This is a genomic window from Devosia sp. Root413D1 (assembly GCF_001425235.1).
In the GTDB taxonomy this organism is placed as follows: Bacteria; Pseudomonadota; Alphaproteobacteria; order Rhizobiales; family Devosiaceae; genus Devosia_A.
In genome coordinates, this window is record NZ_LMEA01000007.1 from 339,476 (window position 1) to 359,928 (window position 20,453).

The window sequence follows — 20,453 nt, forward strand, 5'->3', positions numbered from 1 at the left end:
CGGGTCATGATCGTTCGGTGCCAGGATCGGCAAGTCGCAGTTTGCCTGCGAAACGGGACATTGCCGTTCGGTATACCTCCAGCACATCCAGCACATAGTCGGGTGCCCCGGCGTTGAGGTGTCCGCTGCGAGGACCGACGGAGAGAATTGCTTGCTCCAGATCGGTCTGATTTCGGTTTCGGAACAAAGAGACGGCATCCGGCCGCTGCACCGCGTCCGACGCAACTACGGGGAGACCGTACCAAAGCGCCTCCCTAATCGAGATTGCGTCCCCGTCCCACGATGTCGGTCGAACAAAGATATCGGCTTCTTTGAGGACGCCTGCAAAATTGGGCAGGTCGAAGACAATCTTAACGCGGTCTTGCAAGATCAGGGGTCGTGCTTGCTCCAGCAACCAATCGAGGTATCCGTCGGCCCCATCGCGGGAGCCTACGCAAATGATGGCGCAGTACTTCTCATTAATCGACGTGTTCAGGAATGACGTCAGCAACATGTCGATGCCGTACAGGTCAATACCGTGCGGACGAAAAGCTCGCGCCGCGTTCATCGCAATAATACCGCGTCCAGACTGGTGAACATTCCGCAACCAAGACGCAACCGCTATTGGCAAAGCCTCGTCTTCGACGCGTGGGGGGACAAAGGCAGGTATGACCGAAACATTTCCCTGAAGGACTTCGGCCACGTCGTGGCTCACCCCAATGCTCGCGTGGCCCATGAGCCTTGACAGGCGCAGCATCAACCGCTCGAGTGCGTGACCTTGCCTGCCGTGAAATGTCTGAACCACGCAACGCCCCATCAATCGGGAAGCCAGTGTGTGCGCGAGCCGGACATATCTATTGCTCGTGTGGATGTGGACCAGATCGTGCTTGCGAATGATCGACAGGTACGCGAGCAGGCTTAGGTGGCGAACGTTCTCGAAACCGACCTTCTGCACTCGCGACTCATCAAGCACAGAGCATTGCATCCCTAGTTCATTAAGGCGTCGAGCTAGTCGCGAGACATGGATTGAAACGCCACCTATCGGTGGTGGCAAGGGGCCAACGATTAGGACCCTCGGGAAAAGGCAATCCCGCGGCCAATTCGCCTCGTCTTCCATCGCCAGTTGAATTTCATCTCCCACGGCACTCACCGCGCGGCCATGGCGTGTTTTCGCCCCGCAGGTGACCAGGACGTATCTGGCTCCCGCCGCGAAAGTACTGGTCGGGACAGCAGTCCCATGGCCATCGCCAGGGCGAGGTTGTGGTATCTGGTAGCCAGCGCTCCGTGTGTGACCATCATGTCAACTAGCAGCACGAGGATCATTAGAAACTCGAGTGACCCAACTCCTCGTCGCGCGCCCCGAAGGAAGGCGGTTCCAATGCCGAGCGCGAGTAGCAGTGGTGGAATGATGCCAGCTTCGGCCAGCATCATGAGAAAGGTATTATGCGCGCCCTGCCATTTACCATACTGCATCACCCCTCCTACGACCTCGTGACCACTGCCTAGGCCCGTGCCGAACGGAAACGCTTGCCAGATGCGCTCACCTACCAGCGACCAAATAACGGTTCGTCCTGTGGAGGTTTCAGCGTCAATTCTGCCGCTTAAGGTTTCTACGACGGCCTGCAATCGTCTTCGCTGTGAGTCGTCCAGCTCTAACAGCGTTTGGTCCGCTAGCGCCTGAACGATCCACCCGATGTCCTGTAAAACAAGCAGGATCAGCGCCGCTGCGCTTATTACTAAGAAATACCAGTTGTGCTTGGCATATTTAATAAAAGTCATTGCGATGACAGCAATCGCTACGACCATTCCGGTCTTCGAGAACGTCATGAATACAGCCACGCAACATACGGCCAAGACAGCGAATTGCAATGTTCGTCGCGCAAATGGAACGTTAATCGTCAGTAATAATGCCAGAATTGCTGCCGTAGCGGCTTCGTTGGGATTGCCGAAGAAGCCCCCGGAGCGGCTATCCGCCGACGGAGGAAGATTGACATAGATCTGATACAATAAGGGAGAAAACCACACAGATGCCGCTGCCACCACAAACGCATTTCTTGCGAACGCGATAAATCTAAGAAGTTCGTGTTCGTTCTGAATGCTGCAAATGTACGAGGCGGCTGCCCAGATAATCAGAATTGAAGCGAGGTAGGAGAAATAGTAACGGTTTGAAGCGGCGTCAGTGTATTCGGGGCTCGTCACCACGCCAGCGAAAATCAAGTAACTGGCAATGCCTGCGACTACCAAAGCAAAGGGAGCGCTGTACGTTGTCCTGCCTCTTTGGATAACGAGGAGGACTGCTGCCGCTAGGACGACAACTGAGATTGCCTGCTCGACGTCCCAAATCATCGAGAACAGGCCGTTGAGATTCAAGGCGCAACAGAGCACGAGGACCCTGGCGGCGAGATCTTCGACTCCCAAGGTAGAGTGTGAGCCACGAGGCACGGCTCCACTTAGTCGAGAGGGCGGCTTGTCTAATGTCTCCGAAGACGCTGACAGATCTCGGTGCTGGGTCATCACCTCGACCCAAACCCCGACACCACGATCGCAACCGTCTTGAACGCGATCAGCACGTCCAGCCAGGGCGAGAAGTTCTTGATGTAGTAGAAGTCGTAGTGGAGTTTTTCCAGGGTCTCGTCGGCCCCCGTGACGTGGCCCTGGTTGACCTGGGCCCAGCCGGAAATGCCGGGGCGGACAATGTTGCGGTAGCGATAGAACGAAAGCTGATTGTCGTAGAATTTCGACAGGGGCGCGGTCTCCGGCCTCGGGCCGATCCAGCTCATCTCTCCCTTCAGCACATTGAACAGCTGCGGCAGTTCATCGATCCGGGTGCGCCGAAAGAACTTGCCCAGGCGCGTTATGCGCGGATCCGTGTCCGTGGTTACCGCGGACGCGAGCGTGTCGCCGGGGCGGCCGTCGTGATGCATGGTGCGAAACTTCAGCACCTTGAAGGGGCGCCCTCGGAACCCAATCCGCGTCTGCCGGAAAATCGCCGGGCCTGGCGACTCCAGCCGGATGGCGAGGCCGACCAGCAGCAGGGCGGGGAACAGCAGCACCAGCGCCAGGAGCGCGAAAATCCAGTCCAGCCCCTGCTTGATCTTGAGATAGAGCGCGTCGGGGTTGAGCGAGCCGAGTGTATTCTCGGAGAGCTGGGTGATTTCCAGCCGGCCGGTCAGCGACTCGCGGATCTGCTTGACGTGGAAGATGCGGATGCCGGCGAGGGCGCAATCGGCGATGAAGCGTTCCCAACGTGGATCGAGATCCTGCCGCAAATCGACGATCAGACCGTTGAGGCGGCCCGGTGGTAGGGTGGGGGTGTCGAGCGGCAGCCACTCCACCTCGCGGATCGAAGCGAGCGTTTCGACCTCGCCACCCGGCACGATAGCGAGGCGCACCGTGCGGTAGCGGCGGTTGAGGGCGTGGGCGACAAACACCCAGACGACGGTCAGCGCGAAGCTCGTGGGAAACAGGTACCGATTGTACTCGAGGCGCAGCATCAAGAGGGCCGCCAGCGCCAAAAGGAAACTCACCAGCAGGGCCGGCACGCAATAGATGCTCTCCTCGACGCCGGGCAGCCGTGCCAGTTGGCGCAGCCCGATCAGGCCCAGGGCGATGGCGAAGGTGGTGGCGACGATAGTGGAGATCTGCTCTGGCAGCAGCCAGCCGTCAATGTCGGTGCCCCAGCGGAAGGCCACCGGCACGAGGACGCCGAACAACAGGGCGCCGAAGATCTGCGCGCGTGTGCGACCCAGCCGGCTCAGTAGCCAATGCGGAGGCCATAGGCCTCCCAGGCCCTCTCCCTGAATTTCCGCAGATTTTGCCGCATCCTGCGTCATTCATCAGTATCCCCTCAGTTGGGCAGTTCAGTGCTTCTCAATGAAAATTAACGCTGCTCTTGTTCAAAGAAGGTCTCAAAATACGATCATCATGCGCAAGTTGTTGCCGTTTCTGCTCGAGGCTGAGCTGGTCATGCAGGATGAGCTTGTCTTTGCTGCCGGTGGTGACGATTAAGAAAGAAATCGACCGCATGAGAGCGTGGCCGCTGAATTCATGAGGCGGTGTAGTATCCGGCGTACTTGCCCGAATAGGCGGACTTGGAAATCTCCTGCTGGTTGAGCACGGCTAGAATTTCGGTCTCCGGCTTCTTGGCGCCCTGGAGCAGCGTCACCGCATGACGAACATCGTGCTGCGAAGTGCTGGCCCAGCGAACTACAAACACAATAGAATCAGCGTGCTTCACAAGATACAACCCATCAACCACTGGTCCGAGGGGCGGTGTATCAAGAACAACAATATCGAACGTGGAACGCGCCGCACTAATGAGTCGAGCGAACGTGGTACTAGAAAGCAGCGAATCTGTGGCAATGTCACTTCGCCGGGCGCCGAGCACAACTTGGGCGCCGCTTTCATCATCGACAGTCATGATTGACGGCAGCGCATCTTCCTTCACCGCGTGATTGAGATATTCGAGCAGGCCGGTGGACGGCTCGAGGCCGAGTTGACGATGAATACTGGGTTTTCTGAGGTCGCAGTCGATCAGCAGGGTCTTGTGGCCGGCCAGCGCATAAGCTCGGGTAATTGAGAGAGCCAGCGTGGATTTGCCTTCGCTCGGCGACGCCGACGATACCATTATGACGATGCCACCGGCCGGCCGGTTCGCCTCGCTGCGTTGCAGCGACTGATCTATGCCGACGCGGATGCGGCGCACAGATTCCGCGAAAATCGAGAGCGGGCTCGACACCATGTATTCGCCGATCCCGCCGTCGCCGGCGCCGGCCCGCGCCTCCTTCTGGCGCGGCACTGCCGAAATCACCGGGCCGCGGAGGAACGAGTGCAACTGCGCTTCGCTGGTGAAGCCGCCGACAAAGTTCTCCCTCAGGAAGGCGAGGCCGATGCCGAGGCCGAGGGCGGCGAGGCCGGCCAGCGTCAGGATCTGCCGCGGGTTGGGAAACGAGGGCTCGGAGGGTGGCAGGGTCTGCGACACCACGCGACTGTCGGCTACCTGCAGATAAGCCTGGGCCTCGAGCTCGCGCAGGCGCGACAGCAGCGTCTGGTACTGGGTGCGGGCAATCTCGGCGTTCTGCTGCAGCTCGTAGATATTGGTCAGCACGTCGGGCGGCAGGTCGGTGGAGAGGATGCTCGTGCGCAGCTGGTTGCGGATATCGGAGGCCTGCGACTGATAGGTGGCGACGCGCTGGCGCATGGTGGTGAGCTCGGCCGTCGTCGAGTTCTCGAGCTCGGCGTCGAGCTTGGCGACCTCGGCCCGCAGGTCGATCGATTGCTGCGAGTCGTCGACGGTGTCGGCGAGGCTGTTGACCAGCTGCCGGCGCTGCTCGGCGAGGGCCGTGATCGCCTGCGAGCCGAGATTGGCCGATATCGCAGCCCAGTCGCGCTGTTCGAGGCTGCGCTGCACCAGTTCCGCCACCGCCGCGTCGCGGGCCCGGTTGCCGCCGACTTCCTTCAGTTGCGCGCGCAACGCAGCCAGATCGGTGCGACCGGTCTCCGCCGTGATGGTGTCGATATTATCCTCGATGAATTTGTCGAAGGCGCCTTCCGATTGCGAGACGGCGGCGCTGGCGCCGGCGATACGGCCCTGGATGATGTCGCGCGAGGCGAGGGTGGAGCCGATCTTGGCGGCGAGCTGCACCTTGATGTAGGCGGCGGCGACAGCGTTGGCGATACGCGCCGCCGTTGCCGGATTGGGGGAACGGGCCTGGATGGCCAGCATGAAGGTGAGGCCGCGGCGCTGCACGGTGACGCTTTCGCGCAGCTTCGCCATGACGCTCTGCAGCGCCTCGTCGCCGGTGGGCAATGTCGCCTCGGCGATGCGGAAGAAGCTCAGCACCGTATCGCGGAACCCCAGCCGTACGCCAAATTCGGGGTCGTCGATGAGGTTTTCGTCTTCGATGGTCTGCAGCAGCGTCGCTTCGGACTTCGCCAGCTCCACCTCGCTGTCGACCCGGGCGCTTTCACCCGAGCCGCCGCCCATCTGGGCATTGGGATCGAGCAGGTCCTTCCGCGAGGGGTCGACCAGTACCAGCGTGCTCGCAGTATAGATCGGCTTCATGGTGAACACGGCAGCCGTAGCAACTACCAGCACGGCGAGGACGGTAATCGCAATCAACCGAGCCTGCCGGCGCAGCAACCCCAGGATGCTGCGGAGATCGAAACCTTGGTCGTTCATAAATATTCAAGCACCAATTGCTGCCACCCCTGTGGGTCCGGCCGGTGGACTATGGCGGATAGTGAACTATTGAGGCCGCCGGTATGCGCTTAACGTGCACCTGGAATGCGCGCCTGCACCGAAAAGGACTGTGGCTGATTCTCTCGGCTCAGGCGAACTGCTGACAGTCGCCCGGTAAGATAAGCCCCAGTATCGACCGAAATGCGGTGATCGCCGAAGACTACGTCGGGGGCCGGCGTATGGCCGTGCAGCACCAGCTTTTGGAACTCAGCGTAACTCGTTGCAGGCTCGTTACGAATCCACAGCAAGTCATCGGGATGCTGTTGCTCGATCGGGGTGCCCAGACGCAGGCCCGCGTGCACGAAAAGATAGTTGGGCGTCGAAAAAAGCAGCGGCAGCTGCCGCAGAAAATCGCCATGCTCGGCAGGAATGTGGCTGTGGACCAGGTCGCGCAGGGCCGAGCGCGAGGCGCCGGCCACTGCCGTTTCGGAGATTCCGTACGATTGCAGCGTCTCGATGCCGCCGAAGCCCAGCCAGGACGAGTTGCGTGATGGCTGCTCGAGGAACTTCAGCATGGCAACCTCGTGGTTGCCGGCAATCGATATCCGCTGGAAGCCGGCTGGCAATGGCGCCAGGAGGTGATCGAGCACGCCGGCCGATTGCGGGCCGCGGTCGACATAGTCGCCCAGCATGACCAGCCATTTGGGACCCGGTCGCCGGGCCGCGTCCTCGAACAGCAGCGCCTCCAGCTGGCGCAACAGATCGAGGCAGCCATGGATGTCGCCGATGGCGTAGATGGTGCCTGGCTCCTCCGCCGCGCTGCGAGCCTCGAACTCCGCTGTCGCCTGCCGGGGGCGCGACAGCGGCAGCCGGGCGAGCAGGTGCTGCAGGTACTTACGCATGGTGCCTCCGCTGTTCCGCCGCGCCGATGCCGGCGCCGATGGCGAGAAAGACGATGGCCACGAAGACGAACCCCACCGCCTCGATCTCGAGGCTGAAATCGACGCTCGAGTGAACAGCTGCCACCACAATCACCCCGATCGCCGCGAGGCGTGGGCCGCTGGGGCGTGCGGCGAGAAGCCGGATGGCCACCGCCAGCACGATGATCAGCGGCAGGCTGCCGAAGATGAATCCGAACTCTGCCCAGAGCGCGAAGTAGGTGGAATGCGCCTTGTTCCACACCATGTCGGGGCTGACCGGAAGCTGGTGGAACAGCGGGAAGGCGCCCTCGAAAGTGCCGCCGCCATAGCCCACGAGCGGGCTCGACAGGATCATCTGCCAGACCTGCCGATACAGATCGGCCCGGACGTCGCCGGCGGTTTCGAGCGAGCCGAGGCGTTCGAGCAGGCCACCGCCATTTAGAGCCAGTATGCCGACAGTCCCGAGCAGCAGCGCGGCGAGGATGCCCAACCAGATGCCGGTGCCGAGGCGGCGGCCGGCCAGCGCCAGCAGCGTCACCGAAAGGGCGCCGACCAGTCCGGCGACAAAGCCCATGCGCGATTGGGTGGCGACGAGCGCCGCACCGATGACGAACAGCCCCACGCCGATCAGCGCCAGGGCCGCGACGCGGCGATGGCGCTTAAGCCGGCTCTCGCCCCGCTCGAGCTGGCCGATGGCCAGCGCCACGCCGATGGCGAGGCCGAAGGCGAGATAGGTGGCGTAGCTGTTGCGATTGACGAAGGGGCCGGTGGCGATGCCCCCCGAGCCCGGGATGCCGAGCAGGGCGCCCAACTGCCCCTGCAGCACGATGCCGAGCAGGCCATAGGCGACGATGATCGCGAAGATGGCGTTGAGCACCCGGTCGGCGCGGGAGTTGCGGTAGCCCACTTGCAGGAACAACAGGGCCAGCAGCCCGTAGGAGGCGAACTGCAGCAGCGTCAGGCTGGTGGTTGCTGGATCGAGGCTGATGCTGGATGCGCTGAGCTGAAGCCCGCGGGGAAAAGTCTGGATCGGGCTGTAGCCGAGGCCGCCCAACGGCAATACCTGCACCGCGACGAACAGCAGCAGCACGATGAACAGGATCGTCAGTTCCGGCAGGTGCCGGGGGCCGATGCGCAGCGCGCTGTGCCGGGCGCGCTGCGAGAGGAAATACACCAGCCCGATCACGCCGAGCGCGACACCCCAGGCGGCCCAGAATGCCGGCCGGTTGCTCCCGAGCGGCAGCGGCGACAGGCCAACCAGCAGCAGCAGCATCCCGCCCAGCCGGCCGTTGGCATTGCCGCGGTTGGTCGGCACGGCGTGCCGGCGCGTGCGCTCCATGGCTTGGTCGGGCAGGGCAGTCACGTCTGGGCTCCAGTTCTCTCAGGGGGTGGCAGGGGTGCTCGCTCTGCGGGCGGCGATCTCGTTGCGCAGGGCCGCGACGAAGCGCCTCTGCTGCTCGGGCGGCAGCGTTTCGACGATCGCCGTGATGCGCTCACGGAATCCTGCCAGCGCGGCGTAGCGGCGGGCAATCACCCGGATGCCGCGCTGGCTGACGACCAGCAGCGCCAGATCGGCCTCGTGGCCGGCAATGGCGGCGGGCTGCAGCTGCGCCAGGTGATCCTCGGCCAACTTGACGCGGAGCTCGGCCAGCCATTGCTCGGTCGGCGCCAGCGCTCGCGAGGTGCTGAGGGCGGCGTTGAGGGCGCCGGAGTCGGTATGTTCGGCGGCCAGCAGTGCCTCGACATAATAGGCATAGGCGTAGGTTGGCGATGACTCGGCAAAGCCGGTGGCAGCGCTGCTGCAGGTTCTGAGCGCCGCGTTGCGTCGCTCGGTGGGCATGGCGAGGCCATAGAGCGAGCTCGCGACTGCCACGCAGTCGTCGAGCACGAGATCATGCGCCGGACGCGATAGCCCGGGATGGAACTGACCGTCGGCGAGCACCTCGATCCGCTGCGCAAGCCCGTTGCCGGCGAACAGATAGGGGCTCGATTCGGCGAACAGCGCGTAGGCCGACCCGGCGGCAAGTAGCAGTGAGGTGAGCGAAAGCAGCACTAGCCCAGGGGAGTGACGAGCTCGCCGACCGGTCATCGCCACGCCCTCGAGACATCGGCGTTACAAGGCGAAACCTCAGGTGATTCAAGCAACGAGACGTGGTTAACCTTGCTAATTCTGCCTGCTCCGGCTTCTCGCCACGAGAGTCGCTCAGTGTCAGCAAGATTGACCTCGACGGGTACCATGCAGTACCTTGTGCCATCCTGCGGAGATATTTGTCATGCGCAACATACTTGGAACGCTTGCCGTCGCTAGCATGGTGACCTTCGGCGCGATAGCCCCCGTGGGGGCCCAGAGCGTCGTGACCAGCGTATCGATCGCCGACATCAAGGCCAGCTGCCATATCGGCGGCAGCGAGCAGGCGTGCATCGCTGCGGTCGAGGCTTACATCGCCGACATCAGGGCGGCAGGGCTGCCGGCCGATCAGAAGGACGCACTTCTGGCGCAACTTGTGGTTGAGCTGGGCTCGGTTGCCTCCAGCCTGCCGGCCGACGTCCGGGCCCGCGTCGCGGACGCCATCAACATCATTGCCAACGAGATCACCGATCCCGCCCTGGCCTCTCGGGTACAGGTCGCCGCGGCGAATGTCGAAGCTGGCATCGACCTCGGCGCGGGCGACGTCTCGGCCAGCCCGGCTTGACGATCCCCCGCCGACAAGCGGGTTATCGCGAGCATCGCACGTAAATGGGTTGGCGGCCTTCCGGTCGCCGACCTCAGTCGTTCGGGATTCTGGTTGCAGGCCAGACGTTGCGACACATCAGCCGGCGGAACGCTGGCGCTGCGCGACGATCACGCCGGCGACGATCAGGATGATGCCGCACAGCGCCGCGATCGAGACCGGCTTGCCGGTCAGCACCCAATCCAGCGCCACACCGCCGAGCACCTGGCCGGCGATGATCAGCATGGTCGAGCGGGTGGCGCCGATCTGGCCGATGATCCAGCTGCTCAGCGCCACGAACACCACACCGACCGGCCCGCCAAAATAGATGTGCCACGGCCCCGAGAACGCGCCGTCGCTGAGCAGGCCGCCGATCGCGAGGCCAATGGCGGTCAGCAGGCCAAAGCCGACCAGGTGGTTGCAGAACGAGGCGAACAGCGCCGAGGTCGACACCGCCAGCCGGCCGTTCAGCTGGCGGCTGACGCCGACCAGTCCGCCGGCGACAAAGGCAAGAACCACTGCTTCGATCATAGGCTGCCCCAGATCACGAGGGCGCTGCCGGCGATAATCAGCGCCAGGGCAACGGCGTCCCCCAACCGCAGGCGCCGCTTGGCGATACCGAACAGGCCCCAGCGGTCGGCGGCGAGGCTGAAGACGATCTGGCCGGCTAGGCCCAGCGCCAGCGTGCCGCTCAGCGCCAGCGACGAGTTCACCGCCGTCGAGGTCATGATCACCGTTACCGCTCCGGCAAAACCGCCGAAATAGGCCCAGAGCGGAATGGCCTGGCGCGGCGCATCGCTAGGCTGGATCGCCTTCCACCACAGCGGGATCACCAGGAGCGCCGCCACCGTTCCGGTGCCATGCGCCATCCATGACGAGAACAACGCACCGCCCTGGCGGGCCAGTTCGCCGTTGAGGTGGACCATGAGCGAGAGCAGGGCCCCTGCCGCCAGCGCGGCAAGGTTGGCGGCGAGATCGATCCGGCGAGGTGACATCTGGGACTACGTTGGGGAGGTGGGCGCCGCAGGTGACGGTTGCCGCGAGGTATCGTCAAGATGCTCTCAGACGATTGGCACTGCATTCTCTTGACAGTTTTGCCGGAAAGGCGCGCCGTGGCTGGTCCGCGGGCGTGCCCGGCGGCCCAGGCTCATCCGCCCGTTCGACACGTGAAGGGGACTGACATGCCAAACCACACCTACAAGAAGATCGATCTGGTCGGCTCGTCGACGACCTCGATTACCGATGCGATCGAAAGCGCCATTGCCCGGGCGCATCGCACCACGCGCAACCTCGAATGGTTCGAGGTCGAGGAGGTACGCGGCTCGATTTTCGAGGGCAAGGTCGCGCAGTATCAGGTGGTGATGAAGGTCGGTTTCCGGATCGAGGATCCGAGCTGATCAGGGCCGGACCCACTGGGTCTGGACCACGCCGCGATCGATCAGTTCCATATCGCGGGCCTCGAGACCGGCGCCCGGCAGCACCAGCCTTGGGTGGCCCTTGCTGAAGCAGGGGATGCCGTCGGGCAGCGTCAGCTCGCGAACTTCCGTGAGCACGACGCGATCGAACAGCGGCAGGAACAGGTCGAACGTGCCGGTGCCGCCGGTGATGGCGATGGTGCCCGAGCCGATGCCGAGTTGCCTGAGGACATCGCCTATCTCCATGCCGTCCGGGTTCCAGAAGTGCGTCAGGAGATCGGCCGGGTCGCGTTCGAGCGTTGCGACCGAGCGCGTCAGCACCAGGCGCTTGCGGCCAGGGTTCGGATGCCGCTCGTGGCCGAGCCGACCGAGGACGACCAGCGTCGCCGCGTCGAGCGCCGCCTGGAAGATGCGCCAGTCTGCTTCGTTGCGGAGGGCCGGCGGCATGCTGCCGTCGGCAGCGGCGATCATGCCATCGACCGAGACGATGGCATGGCCTTCGACGATAACACCGGCGTCGGGAATGGACATGGGGAGCTGGACCTTTCGTCTTGCGCGATTGCTGTGAGACGCCCGCGAAAGCTGGAGACTCTGTTTCTCATACCGATAGCCATGCGCGGCGCGCCTTGCTAGCTATTGGCGGGGCGCGGCAGGTGCCCAGTGGGCGGGAGAGCGCCGATGAACCAGTACTGGCGTCTGGGCGCAGCTTGCGCCGTGGCGTTGCTGATATCTGCAGGCCCGGCCCGGGCCGTCTCCGTGCCGTCGGCAGCAGAGGACGGGCTCGGGCACTTCCTCGGCTGTTTCTCGCTGCTGCTCGATTCCGTGGCGCATGCCGAGAACTGCGGCCCCAGCCGGGTGCCGCTGGATTTCATCTCGCTGGGAGCCGGGGGGAGCGGGGATGTCGCCCCGCCGGCGCCGCCCTGTCTCCCCTGTTCCGAACCACGCGGTCTTGTCGACTTGCCGCCTCTCAGTCCGTACCAGGTAGCCATGTTGTCGTATGCGCCGCGCGCGATCCCACCAAAGCCACGGCGGTGGGAGCTGCTGATGGCCTGCTGTCCCGGCGGCGGCGCCTGACGCTGCCCGATGACTGATACCCTGACGCCAACCCTGCTGCCCCTGGGCGACCGTGGGCTGCTGATCCGCTTCGCCGAGACGCTTTCCGACGACGCCAATCGGGCTGCCATCGGCTTTGCTGCCCGGGCTGAGGCAGCGGGCGTGCGCGGCGTGGCGGAGGTCGTGCCGAACCTCGTTTCGGTGCTGCTCCGCTATGAACCATCGGCGATCAGCTTCGTCGCGCTGGCCGGTGAGGTGCGCCTGCTGGTCTCGGCACCCGGGCAGCCGGCTGCCGCGGACGCCGAGCACCGCGTTGCCGTGCATTTCGACGGCGAGGATCTCTCCGAGGTAGCGGGGTTGGTGCGGCTCTCGGTGGCGGACTTCATCGCCGCTCACAACGCCGCGCCACTGCGCGTACTGGCGACTGGCTTTGCGCCCGGCTTCATCTATTGCGGCATGCATCCCGAGGCGCTGGTGGTGCCGCGACGGGGCGTGGTGCGGCGGCAGGCACAGGCCGGTACGGTGTTGTTCGCCGCCGGGCAGACGGCGATCACCTCGACCGCCATTCCGACCGGCTGGCACGTGATCGGCCACACGGAGTTTCGCAACTTCGACCCGGCCGCCGAGCCCCCGACCACGGTGCGCGCCGGCGACAGCGTAAAGTTCGTGGCATCATGAGCGCCATCCGCATTACGCGCGCCGGGCCCCTGGCGACGCTGCAGGATGCCGGGCGGCCAGGGCTGTTGCGGCACGGCATCAGCGCTTCCGGTCCGATGGATGGCGCGGCGTTCGCGCGGGCGGGCGGCTGGCTTGGCGCGGCGGGGACCACCGCGATCGAGTTCACCACGGCGGGGCTGAGCTTCGTCGCCGAGGGTTCGGTTTCCATTGCGGTCGATGGCGGGGCGTTCGAACTCAGCATCGATGGCGAAGCGAAGTCATGGCCGGCGAGGGCGCTGCTGGGCGCTGGGTCAGTCGTGGATATCCGGCCCGGTCCGGCCGGGAACTACGGCTATCTGCGGCTCGACCGCGAAATCGAGGTGCCCCTGGTGATGGGTAGCCGGGCGACCAGTTCGATCGCCGGGATCGGTGGCTTTGGTGGGCGGGCTCTGCGGGCTGGCGACCTCCTGCCGCTCGGCGCCACGCTGCCCCGCGGACGGGGCCAGCATCCAACTCCAGCCGAAGTCGCCGACGGCCCGATCCGCATCGTCTGGGGCATCCATGCCGACCGCTTCGACAACGCCATCCGTCAGCGTTTCGTTACTGATGGGTTCGCGGTGTCGTCACAGCTCGATCGCATGGGCGTGCGGCTTGGCGATCCCAGCCAGGTGTTCGCCGACGCCAAAATCCTGTCACTGGTGTCGGATGCGGTGGTGCCGGGCGATATCCAGATCCTCGGTGATGGCACCCCGATCGTGCTGATGCGCGATCACCAGCCGACCGGCGGCTATCCGCGGATCGCGACGGTGGTGACGGCCGATCTCGACCGGTTTGCCCAGCTGCGGCCGGGCAACCAGGTGCGGTTCGTGCCGGTGACCGTGCAGCATGCAGAAGGACTGAAGCGGTGAACGAACTCGATCTCAATGCCGACCTCGGCGAGGGTATGCCGGGGGACGCAGCTTTGTTCGACATCATCTCGTCGGCCTCGATCGCCTGCGGCGGGCATGCCGGGGACGAAACGACAATGCGGCTGGCGCTGCGGGCGGCCAAGGCGCGGGGTGTGGCGGTCGGCGCGCATCCGGGCTTTGCCGATCGCGAGCACTTTGGTCGTCGCCGCTTGTTCCTGCCGCCCGAAGAGCTCGACGAGCAGGTGCGGGGGCAGGTGCGCGCCTTGGTCGAGTACGCCGAGGAGGAGGGCGTGCCGGTGCGTTACCTGAAGCTGCACGGCGCCCTGGCCAATATGGCGGCCGAGGAGCCGGCGGTGGCGGCTTTGTGCTTTGCCTCGGTGACCGGCCTGGTGCCGAGCCTGTCGGTGCTGGCGATCGACGACAGCGCCCAGGTCGAGGTGGCAGAGGCACTGGGCTATCCGGTGGTGCGCGAGGCCTATGCCGATCGCGCCTACCAGCCCAACGGGCTGCTCGTGCCGCGGTCGGAGCCCGGCGCGGTGCTGCACGATGCGGGGGCGATTGCCGACCGCGCCGTCCGGCTGGCGCGGGCGGGGGAACTGGTGGCGATCGATGGCTCGGTGATCAGTACGCAAGCCACCTCGCTCTGCATCCACGGCGACACCAACGAGGCGGTGGCGATTGCCCGTGCCGTGCGTGCGGCGCTCGAGGCCGAGGGGATCGCCATCCGCGCCCCTTACTGAGGTTGCGCGGCGGGGCGAGTTGTTCCATATCGGCGGCTCCACCCCCCAGGAGCTGCCATGACCGCCAAGATCATCGACGGAAAATCCTACGCCGAGGGGCTGCGCACCCGGATTGCCGGCCATGTCGAGCGCCTGAAGCGCGAGCACGGCGTGACACCCGGCCTTGCCGTTGTGATCGTCGGACATGATCCGGGTAGCGAAATTTATGTGAGCCAGAAGGCCAAGCAGACCGTCGAGGTCGGCATGCACTCGGAAAAGTACGAACTGCCTGAGGATGCCTCGGAAGCCGAAGTGCTGGCACTGGTGCAGAACCTCAATGCCGATCCGGCCATTCACGGCATCCTGGTGCAGCTGCCGCTGCCCAGGCAGATCGATCCCAACAAGGTGATTGCCACCATCTCGCCCGACAAGGACGTCGACTGCTTCACGCCGGCCAGCGTCGGCAAGCTACAGATCGGACTGCCGGGGCCGGTGAGCTGTACGCCACTCGGCTGCCTGATGCTGCTGCGCGATACGCTCGGTTCGCTCGAGGGGCTGAACGCGGTGATCGTCGGCCGCTCAAATCTCGTGGGCAAGCCGATGGCCCAGCTGCTGTTGCGTGAGAACTGCACGGTGACGGTGGCGCATTCCAAAACCAAGGACCTCGCCGATGTGGTTCGGCAGGCAGACATCGTGGTTGCCGCGGTCGGCCGCCCGCAGATGATCAAGGGAGACTGGATCAAGCCGGGCGCGACGGTGATCGATGTGGGCATCAATCGGATCCCGGCGCCTGAGCGTGGCGAAGGCAGGACGCGTCTGCTCGGGGACGTCGATTACCCGGCGGCGGCCGAGGTTGCGGGCGCCATTACGCCGGTGCCGGGCGGGGTAGGGCCGATGACCATCGTCTGCCTGCTCGCCAACACGGTGACGACCGCCTCGCTGATCAACGGCATCACGCCGCCGAAGGATTTGACGCCCTAGGACCGCGGGAGCCGGGCTGCTCCCCTCCCCCTTGAGGCAGGGGGGTGGGGGTGGTGAGGTGGCCACGGTGCTGACTTCACCACCCCCTCCCTCAATCCCTCCCCTCCTAGGGACGCGGTAGCGCCCCGGGGGGAGGGAGGCGACGACTGATAGACGCGAGGCTATGTCGGCCTAACGCTTCGCCGCCGCGTAGGCATCGGCCAGCCGCTTGGGTGCCCGGAACCTCCAGGCGTCCTCGAGTCGCAGCGACAGTTCCTCGTCGCCGATCACGTCGAGCCGCACCAACAGGCCCGGCCAGCCCTTGAAGTGATCGGTCTGCCAGTAGACGTCGGGCGCCATTTCCATCAGTAGTTCCTTCTGCTCGAGCGGGCAGTGCAGCACCATTTCCTGCGGGCCGCGCACCGAGGCGAAGTTCTTGCCTTTGACCTTGATTGAAGGAGCGCCGTAGCTGGTGGACTCCGCCACATCGGGCAGGCCGAGCGCAGAGCACAGGCGCAGCATCCGATCCATCTCGCTCTCCCTCGTTCCGGCCACGGCCATCTCCCTCTGGGCGAAGCAAAAAACTGCGCTCGACTAGCCTTGCAAGTCTGGCGCATCTGCAACCGATTGGCTACACCAGCCTTGAACCCGAAGCGCCTGTCTCCCGGGGTCTCCATGACCAATGAATCCGACATCGCGGAAATCGGGGAAGCCCGGCCCGATCCGAACGCGCTTCGCGGTCCGGACGATCACCTGAATCAGGATTGGATCGAGCGGCTGCGCGCCCACCTCTCGGCGGGCGAAGAGCACGACGTCGCCGAGATGATGGAGCCGCTGCACGCGTCGGACGCGGGCGACGTGCTGGAGGCGCTGGAGCAGGATGAGCGCGTCGCGCTGGTCCAGATGCTGGGCGACAAGTTCGACTATCTGGCGCTCACCGAGGTCGACGACAACGTCCGTACCGACCTGATCGAAGAGCTGCCGGCCGAGGACGTGGCGCGCGGCGTCGCGACGCTCGACAACGACGACGCCGTCTACATCCTCGAGGATATGGACGCCGGCGACCGCGAGGAAATCCTCGCGCAACTGCCGGCCTTCGAACGGCTGAGCCTCAAGCGCAGCCTCGATTTCCCCGAGGATTCCGCCGGCCGGCGGATGCAGACCGATTTTATCGCCATCCCGCCATTCTGGACCGTCGGCCAGACCATCGACTACCTCAGGGTGGAAAAGGAGCTGCCGGACGAGTTCTACCAGCTCTACGTCGTCGACCCCGGTTACCGGGTGCTGGGCACCATCCCACTCGACAAGTTCCTGCGTTCGAAGCGGCAGGTGCGCATCGAGAACCTGATGAACCACGATGTTCTCACCGTGGAAGCGACCGAGGACCAGGAAGAGGCGGCGCGCGACTTCGAGCGCTATGACCTCGTGGAAGTCGGCGTGGTCGATGAGAACAAGCGGCTGGTTGGCGTGCTGACCGTCGACGACATCGTCGACGTCATCCATGAAGAGGCAACCGAAGACATCAAGCTGCTCGGCGGCGTCGGCGACGAAGAGCTGTCGGACAACGTGCTGTCGACGGTGCGGAGCCGCGCGCCCTGGCTGGTGGTGAACCTCTTCACCGCCATGCTGGCCTCGTTCGTGATCAGCCTGTTCAACGCCACCATCGAGCAGATGGTGGCGCTGGCGGCGCTGATGCCCATCGTCGCCTCGATGGGCGGCAATGCCGGGACGCAGACCATGACCGTGACGGTGCGGGCGCTCGCCACCCGTGACCTCGACCGGGGCAGGGTGCGCCGCCTCATCGTCCGTGAGGTGACCGGCGGCTTCCTCAATGGCTGCATCTTCGCGGTGCTGATCGGCGCCATCACCTGGCTCCGCTACGCCAATCTGAGTCTCGGGATGGTCATCGGCTTAGCCATGATCATCAACATGATCGCCGCCGGCAGCGCTGGAATTTTGATCCCGCTGACCCTCAACAGGCTGAAGGTCGACCCGGCAATCGCCTCCTCGGTGTTCGTCACCACCGTCACCGATGTGATTGGATTCTTCGCGTTTTTGGGTTTGGCCGGGCTCTGGTTCGGGCTGTTCTGAAGCGCTTTCCACAGGGATACTCGACCTATCCACTGTGGCTTTCCCGCCACTTCCCAACCACGCCCTTGCCGAGTTAACGAATCATTACTGTCGCAATTTCGTCACCAAGTGTGGTTGCGGCAGCCCGTGAACGGCAAAAAGGAGCTTTGATGCGAGGCCAATCAAAGACCGAATGGTGGCGTTCAGCCTTACCGACAGTGTCCTGGACACTCGTCTGTTTGCTGGCCATGTCACTCGTGTTCACTATCGTTGCCGGCGCCTAGGACGGGGTGCAACTGGACCTGAAGGTCCTTCGATAGTACAGAATTTTGGAAGGGCGCCGGGCCACTCGGCGCCCTTCCGCTTTTGAGGCCGACCGATGAAACTGATCTTTGCCAACCGCAATTACTCGAGCTGGTCGCTGCGCGCCTGGCTGGTGCTCCGCCACTTCGGCATCTCGTTCGATGAGGAACTGGTGCTGCTCAACGGCGAGGGCTGGCAGCAGAACCTGCGCAAGAAATCGCCCAGCGGCAAAGTGCCGGTGCTGGTCGATGGCGACGTGGTGCTGCCCGAGACCACGGCGATCATCGAGTACCTCAACGACAAGTATCCGGCCAAGGGTATCTGGCCGTCCAACCGCGTCGAGCGGGCCTACGCGCGCTCAGCCGCGGCCGAGATGCATGGCGGCTTCAACGCCCTGCGCGACGCGGCGCCGATGAACCTCCGGGCCTCGCATCCGGGCAAGGTCGATTTCGACGTCGTGGCCGATGACCTGAAGCGCATCGAGCGGATCTGGGGTGACCTGCTGTCGCGTTCCGGCGGCCCCTACCTGTTCGGCTCGTTCAACGCCGCCGACGCCATGTTTGCGCCGGTGGCGACGCGCATCCGCACCTACGAGCTGCCGGTGAGCGACCTGGCGCAGGAATATGTCGAGGCGATCTACGCCCTGCCGGCCTTCCAGGAATGGTTCGCCGAGGCGGTGAAAGAGCCGTGGGTGGTCGAGCACGACGAAATCGACATCATCCTCGCCAGGCGGGATGCGGCCGGCACCGCATGATGCACATGATCAAGCTCTGCGTCGGTGTTGCGACGCTGGAGGAGCTCGAGTCCTATCGCAGCGAACGGGCCCACTGGTGGGGCGCCGATTACGGCGAGGACGTGCACGTCCACCGCACCCGCACCATGCCCAAGCGCAAGGACGAGATGGAGGGGCAGGGGTCGATCTACTGGGTGATCTCGGGCGTCGTGCGCTGCCGCCAGCCGATCCTGCGACTCGCTGAAGCGGTCGATGAGCAGGGGCTCAAGTGCTGCGACATCATCATGGCGCCGGACATGGTTCGCACCATCCCGCGGCCGAAGTCGCCGTTCCAGGGCTGGCGTTACCTTGACCCCAAGGATGCACCCGCCGATATCGGCAAGGGCGGCTTCGAGGAGGAAGGCTCGCTCGAACTCGCTGAAGAGCTGGCGAAACTGGGACTGATCTGATGCAGAGCACAGCGATCAAGGGCGTCAATGTCGGCTTCTACGAAGGGCCGGTGATTGCCGCCGAGGTGGACAGCAACGATGTGATCGGCTCGACCTATGGGCTGGGCATCGACCTGATCGCCATCCCGGTGGAACACCTGGTGGACGATTTCTTCTGGCTGAGCAGCGGGCTCGCCGGCGCGGTGCTGCAGAAGTTCCAGCAGTACGGTTTTCGCGTTGCCATCCTCGGCGACATCTCGCGCTTCACCGCCGAAAGCCCGTCGCTGCGCGACTTCATCTATGAGAGCAACCGGCGCGGACAGGTGATGTTCCTCGCCGACCGGGCAGCGCTGGAAGCGCGGCTTTAGGGTGACGTTGCGTGCCTGTCATCGCCCGCTGCTGAAACACCCCCTTGAACGGGGTGGGTGTCTCATCAATAGTCCGCTCGGGCGAACACATACCGAATCCCGAAATCGCGTCGCTTCGGGCTACTGGAGCGGCAGGGGAGACTGATGGGCAGGACAGGCACGCACGTCATTGTCGTCGGCAATGAGAAGGGCGGCTCCGGCAAGTCGACCACGGCGTTCCATCTTGCCGTTTTCCTGATGTATCAGGGCTTCCGCGTCGCCTCGATCGACGTCGACAGCCGCCAGCAGACACTGACCCACTATGTACGCAACCGCCGCAACTGGGCCCAGGCGCACGATCTGAAGCTGCCGCACGCCACGCATTTCCATCTGCCGCTGTCGAAGTCGGATTCGGTCAAGGAGAACCAGCGCGTCGAGTTCGACTTGTTCCGGCAGGCGATCATCGAGGTCGAAGGTGAGGCGGATTTCCTGATCGTCGATACGCCCGGCTTCGATACCCACCTGACCCGGCTGGCGCACTCGCTGGCCGATACGCTGATCACCCCGCTCAACGACTCGATCATCGACCTCGACGTGATGGCGCATGTGGACCCGGTGACCGGCGACCCGCGCGAGATGAGCCATTATGCGCGGCTGGTGCAGCGGGCGCGCACCGAGCGGCTGTCGATCGACGGGCGCACTATCGACTGGGTGATCGTGCGCAACCGCATCTCGATGCTGCCGTCGCGCTCGACCAAGATCGTCCAGGGGGCGATCGAGAAGATCGCGGTGCGGCTCGGCTGCCGCGTGGCCGAGGGCATCGCCGAACGGGTGATCTTCCGCTCGCTGTTCCCGACCGGCATGACGGTGTTCGATCCGCTCGATGCGGAAATGCTGGGCGGGCTGCCGTCGATGTCGCATCTCAGTGCCCGGCAGGAATACCGGGCACTGGTCGAGGCGCTGAGACTGCCGGTAAGCGAGCGTGCGAAAGCCCGCATCGAAGGCGAGAAGGCGCTGGCGGCGACGGCCGGCGCGCCGGCCAATTTCGAGCACATGGCCGGCGAGTAAA

23 protein-coding genes are annotated in these 20,453 nt (G+C 64.4%); 12 read left to right on the forward strand and 11 right to left on the reverse strand.

Annotated elements, in window-relative coordinates:
* Positions 1–4: 4 nt before the first annotated feature.
* The 7 genes from ASC89_RS06445 to ASC89_RS06475 form a co-directional block, all read right to left on the reverse strand.
* On the reverse strand, positions 5–934 hold the full coding sequence (locus ASC89_RS06445) for a glycosyltransferase (RefSeq protein WP_162247912.1): 930 nt from the start codon (positions 932–934) through the stop codon (positions 5–7).
* 191 nt (positions 935–1,125) lie between these two features.
* Positions 1,126–2,349: an O-antigen ligase gene (locus tag ASC89_RS06450; RefSeq protein ID WP_162247913.1), complete on the reverse strand. Its 1,224-nt coding sequence runs from the start codon at positions 2,347–2,349 to the stop codon at positions 1,126–1,128.
* 143 nt (positions 2,350–2,492) lie between these two features.
* Positions 2,493–3,692, reverse strand: coding sequence for a sugar transferase (locus ASC89_RS06455; protein WP_055995970.1), 1,200 nt, complete (start codon positions 3,690–3,692; stop codon positions 2,493–2,495).
* 332 nt (positions 3,693–4,024) lie between these two features.
* Positions 4,025–6,160 carry a Wzz/FepE/Etk N-terminal domain-containing protein gene (locus ASC89_RS06460; protein ID WP_055995973.1) on the reverse strand — a complete coding sequence of 712 codons (2,136 nt, stop codon included), beginning with the start codon at positions 6,158–6,160 and terminating at the stop codon, positions 4,025–4,027.
* 89 nt (positions 6,161–6,249) lie between these two features.
* Positions 6,250–7,062 (reverse strand): metallophosphoesterase family protein, encoded by an 813-nt coding sequence (locus tag ASC89_RS06465; RefSeq protein ID WP_055995976.1) that lies wholly within the window; start codon positions 7,060–7,062, stop codon positions 6,250–6,252.
* Positions 7,055–8,443, reverse strand: coding sequence for an O-antigen ligase (locus tag ASC89_RS06470; protein WP_156384528.1), 1,389 nt, complete (start codon positions 8,441–8,443; stop codon positions 7,055–7,057). The genes ASC89_RS06465 and ASC89_RS06470 overlap by 8 nt, the downstream gene beginning before the upstream one ends.
* 18 nt (positions 8,444–8,461) lie before the next feature.
* A complete protein-coding gene (locus tag ASC89_RS06475) occupies positions 8,462–9,169 on the reverse strand; it encodes a hypothetical protein (protein ID WP_156384529.1) in 708 nt (235 codons plus the stop codon).
* 184 nt (positions 9,170–9,353) lie between these two features.
* Between ASC89_RS06475 and ASC89_RS06480 the strand changes: the two genes are divergently transcribed.
* The gene (locus ASC89_RS06480) at positions 9,354–9,773 is read left to right on the forward strand and encodes a hypothetical protein (RefSeq protein WP_055995982.1); all 420 of its coding nucleotides are present in this window, start codon (positions 9,354–9,356) and stop codon (positions 9,771–9,773) included.
* 117 nt (positions 9,774–9,890) lie between these two features.
* Here ASC89_RS06480 and ASC89_RS06485 read toward each other — a convergent pair whose 3' ends face one another.
* Entirely contained in the window at positions 9,891–10,322 is a 432-nt protein-coding gene (locus ASC89_RS06485) for a DMT family transporter (protein ID WP_055995985.1), read from the reverse strand.
* The gene (locus ASC89_RS06490) at positions 10,319–10,786 is read right to left on the reverse strand and encodes a DMT family transporter (protein WP_055995988.1); all 468 of its coding nucleotides are present in this window, start codon (positions 10,784–10,786) and stop codon (positions 10,319–10,321) included. Before ASC89_RS06490 ends, ASC89_RS06485 begins: the two co-directional genes overlap by 4 nt.
* A 186-nt stretch (positions 10,787–10,972) precedes the next feature.
* Between ASC89_RS06490 and ASC89_RS06495 the strand changes: the two genes are divergently transcribed.
* On the forward strand, positions 10,973–11,188 hold the full coding sequence (locus ASC89_RS06495) for a dodecin (RefSeq protein WP_055995994.1): 216 nt from the start codon (positions 10,973–10,975) through the stop codon (positions 11,186–11,188).
* Here ASC89_RS06495 and ASC89_RS06500 read toward each other — a convergent pair whose 3' ends face one another.
* Positions 11,189–11,737 (reverse strand): dihydrofolate reductase family protein, encoded by a 549-nt coding sequence (locus tag ASC89_RS06500; protein ID WP_055995997.1) that lies wholly within the window; start codon positions 11,735–11,737, stop codon positions 11,189–11,191. It abuts the gene before it with no gap.
* Between the two features lie 147 nt (positions 11,738–11,884).
* Here ASC89_RS06500 and ASC89_RS06505 point away from each other — a divergent pair, with 147 nt between their 5' ends.
* Genes ASC89_RS06505 through ASC89_RS06525 form a run of 5 tightly spaced genes read left to right on the forward strand, consistent with a single transcriptional unit; the run spans position 11,885 to position 15,524 of the window.
* A complete protein-coding gene (locus ASC89_RS06505) occupies positions 11,885–12,280 on the forward strand; it encodes a hypothetical protein (RefSeq protein ID WP_055996000.1) in 396 nt (131 codons plus the stop codon).
* 9 nt (positions 12,281–12,289) lie between these two features.
* Positions 12,290–12,937, forward strand: a complete 648-nt coding sequence (locus ASC89_RS06510; protein ID WP_055996004.1) for an allophanate hydrolase subunit 1 — start codon at positions 12,290–12,292, stop codon at positions 12,935–12,937.
* On the forward strand, positions 12,934–13,824 hold the full coding sequence (locus ASC89_RS06515; protein WP_055996007.1) for a biotin-dependent carboxyltransferase family protein: 891 nt from the start codon (positions 12,934–12,936) through the stop codon (positions 13,822–13,824). Before ASC89_RS06510 ends, ASC89_RS06515 begins: the two co-directional genes overlap by 4 nt.
* On the forward strand, positions 13,821–14,564 hold the full coding sequence (locus ASC89_RS06520; protein WP_200940421.1) for a LamB/YcsF family protein: 744 nt from the start codon (positions 13,821–13,823) through the stop codon (positions 14,562–14,564). Before ASC89_RS06515 ends, ASC89_RS06520 begins: the two co-directional genes overlap by 4 nt.
* A gap of 57 nt (positions 14,565–14,621) precedes the next feature.
* Positions 14,622–15,524 carry a bifunctional methylenetetrahydrofolate dehydrogenase/methenyltetrahydrofolate cyclohydrolase gene (locus ASC89_RS06525; RefSeq protein ID WP_055878245.1) on the forward strand — a complete coding sequence of 301 codons (903 nt, stop codon included), beginning with the start codon at positions 14,622–14,624 and terminating at the stop codon, positions 15,522–15,524.
* A gap of 171 nt (positions 15,525–15,695) precedes the next feature.
* Here ASC89_RS06525 and ASC89_RS06530 read toward each other — a convergent pair whose 3' ends face one another.
* Entirely contained in the window at positions 15,696–16,058 is a 363-nt protein-coding gene (locus tag ASC89_RS06530; protein ID WP_055879788.1) for an MmcQ/YjbR family DNA-binding protein, read from the reverse strand.
* A 120-nt stretch (positions 16,059–16,178) separates the two neighbouring features.
* On the opposite strand from ASC89_RS06530, the gene mgtE reads away from it, so the two are divergent.
* The 5 genes from mgtE (at position 16,179) to ASC89_RS06555 (ending at position 20,452) form a co-directional block, all read left to right on the forward strand.
* Positions 16,179–17,594 carry a magnesium transporter gene (gene mgtE, locus ASC89_RS06535; RefSeq protein WP_055878243.1) on the forward strand — a complete coding sequence of 472 codons (1,416 nt, stop codon included), beginning with the start codon at positions 16,179–16,181 and terminating at the stop codon, positions 17,592–17,594.
* A gap of 358 nt (positions 17,595–17,952) precedes the next feature.
* On the forward strand, positions 17,953–18,630 hold the full coding sequence (locus tag ASC89_RS06540) for a glutathione S-transferase family protein (protein WP_055878241.1): 678 nt from the start codon (positions 17,953–17,955) through the stop codon (positions 18,628–18,630).
* Positions 18,627–19,058 (forward strand): DUF1489 family protein, encoded by a 432-nt coding sequence (locus tag ASC89_RS06545; protein WP_244488409.1) that lies wholly within the window; start codon positions 18,627–18,629, stop codon positions 19,056–19,058. The genes ASC89_RS06540 and ASC89_RS06545 overlap by 4 nt, the downstream gene beginning before the upstream one ends.
* Positions 19,058–19,405 carry a DUF4180 domain-containing protein gene (locus ASC89_RS06550; RefSeq protein WP_055878240.1) on the forward strand — a complete coding sequence of 116 codons (348 nt, stop codon included), beginning with the start codon at positions 19,058–19,060 and terminating at the stop codon, positions 19,403–19,405. The genes ASC89_RS06545 and ASC89_RS06550 overlap by 1 nt, the downstream gene beginning before the upstream one ends.
* 144 nt (positions 19,406–19,549) lie before the next feature.
* Positions 19,550–20,452, forward strand: a complete 903-nt coding sequence (locus tag ASC89_RS06555) for a division plane positioning ATPase MipZ (protein ID WP_055878238.1) — start codon at positions 19,550–19,552, stop codon at positions 20,450–20,452.
* Position 20,453: the final 1 nt, after the last annotated feature.

Coding starts and splice junctions, on each gene's coding strand:
- ASC89_RS06515 (WP_055996007.1), top strand. CDS start 12,934: ATGAGCGCCATCCGCATTACGCGCGCCGGGCCCCTGGCGACGCTGCAG.
- ASC89_RS06525 (WP_055878245.1), top strand. CDS start 14,622: ATGACCGCCAAGATCATCGACGGAAAATCCTACGCCGAGGGGCTGCGC.
- ASC89_RS06500 (WP_055995997.1), bottom strand. CDS start 11,737: ATGTCCATTCCCGACGCCGGTGTTATCGTCGAAGGCCATGCCATCGTC.
- ASC89_RS06545 (WP_244488409.1), top strand. CDS start 18,627: ATGATGCACATGATCAAGCTCTGCGTCGGTGTTGCGACGCTGGAGGAG.
- ASC89_RS06485 (WP_055995985.1), bottom strand. CDS start 10,322: ATGATCGAAGCAGTGGTTCTTGCCTTTGTCGCCGGCGGACTGGTCGGC.
- ASC89_RS06540 (WP_055878241.1), top strand. CDS start 17,953: ATGAAACTGATCTTTGCCAACCGCAATTACTCGAGCTGGTCGCTGCGC.
- ASC89_RS06550 (WP_055878240.1), top strand. CDS start 19,058: ATGCAGAGCACAGCGATCAAGGGCGTCAATGTCGGCTTCTACGAAGGG.
- ASC89_RS06505 (WP_055996000.1), top strand. CDS start 11,885: ATGAACCAGTACTGGCGTCTGGGCGCAGCTTGCGCCGTGGCGTTGCTG.
- ASC89_RS06490 (WP_055995988.1), bottom strand. CDS start 10,786: ATGTCACCTCGCCGGATCGATCTCGCCGCCAACCTTGCCGCGCTGGCG.
- ASC89_RS06510 (WP_055996004.1), top strand. CDS start 12,290: ATGACTGATACCCTGACGCCAACCCTGCTGCCCCTGGGCGACCGTGGG.
- ASC89_RS06480 (WP_055995982.1), top strand. CDS start 9,354: ATGCGCAACATACTTGGAACGCTTGCCGTCGCTAGCATGGTGACCTTC.
- ASC89_RS06475 (WP_156384529.1), bottom strand. CDS start 9,169: ATGACCGGTCGGCGAGCTCGTCACTCCCCTGGGCTAGTGCTGCTTTCG.
- ASC89_RS06460 (WP_055995973.1), bottom strand. CDS start 6,160: ATGAACGACCAAGGTTTCGATCTCCGCAGCATCCTGGGGTTGCTGCGC.
- ASC89_RS06555 (WP_055878238.1), top strand. CDS start 19,550: ATGGGCAGGACAGGCACGCACGTCATTGTCGTCGGCAATGAGAAGGGC.
- ASC89_RS06495 (WP_055995994.1), top strand. CDS start 10,973: ATGCCAAACCACACCTACAAGAAGATCGATCTGGTCGGCTCGTCGACG.
- mgtE (WP_055878243.1), top strand. CDS start 16,179: ATGACCAATGAATCCGACATCGCGGAAATCGGGGAAGCCCGGCCCGAT.
- ASC89_RS06465 (WP_055995976.1), bottom strand. CDS start 7,062: ATGCGTAAGTACCTGCAGCACCTGCTCGCCCGGCTGCCGCTGTCGCGC.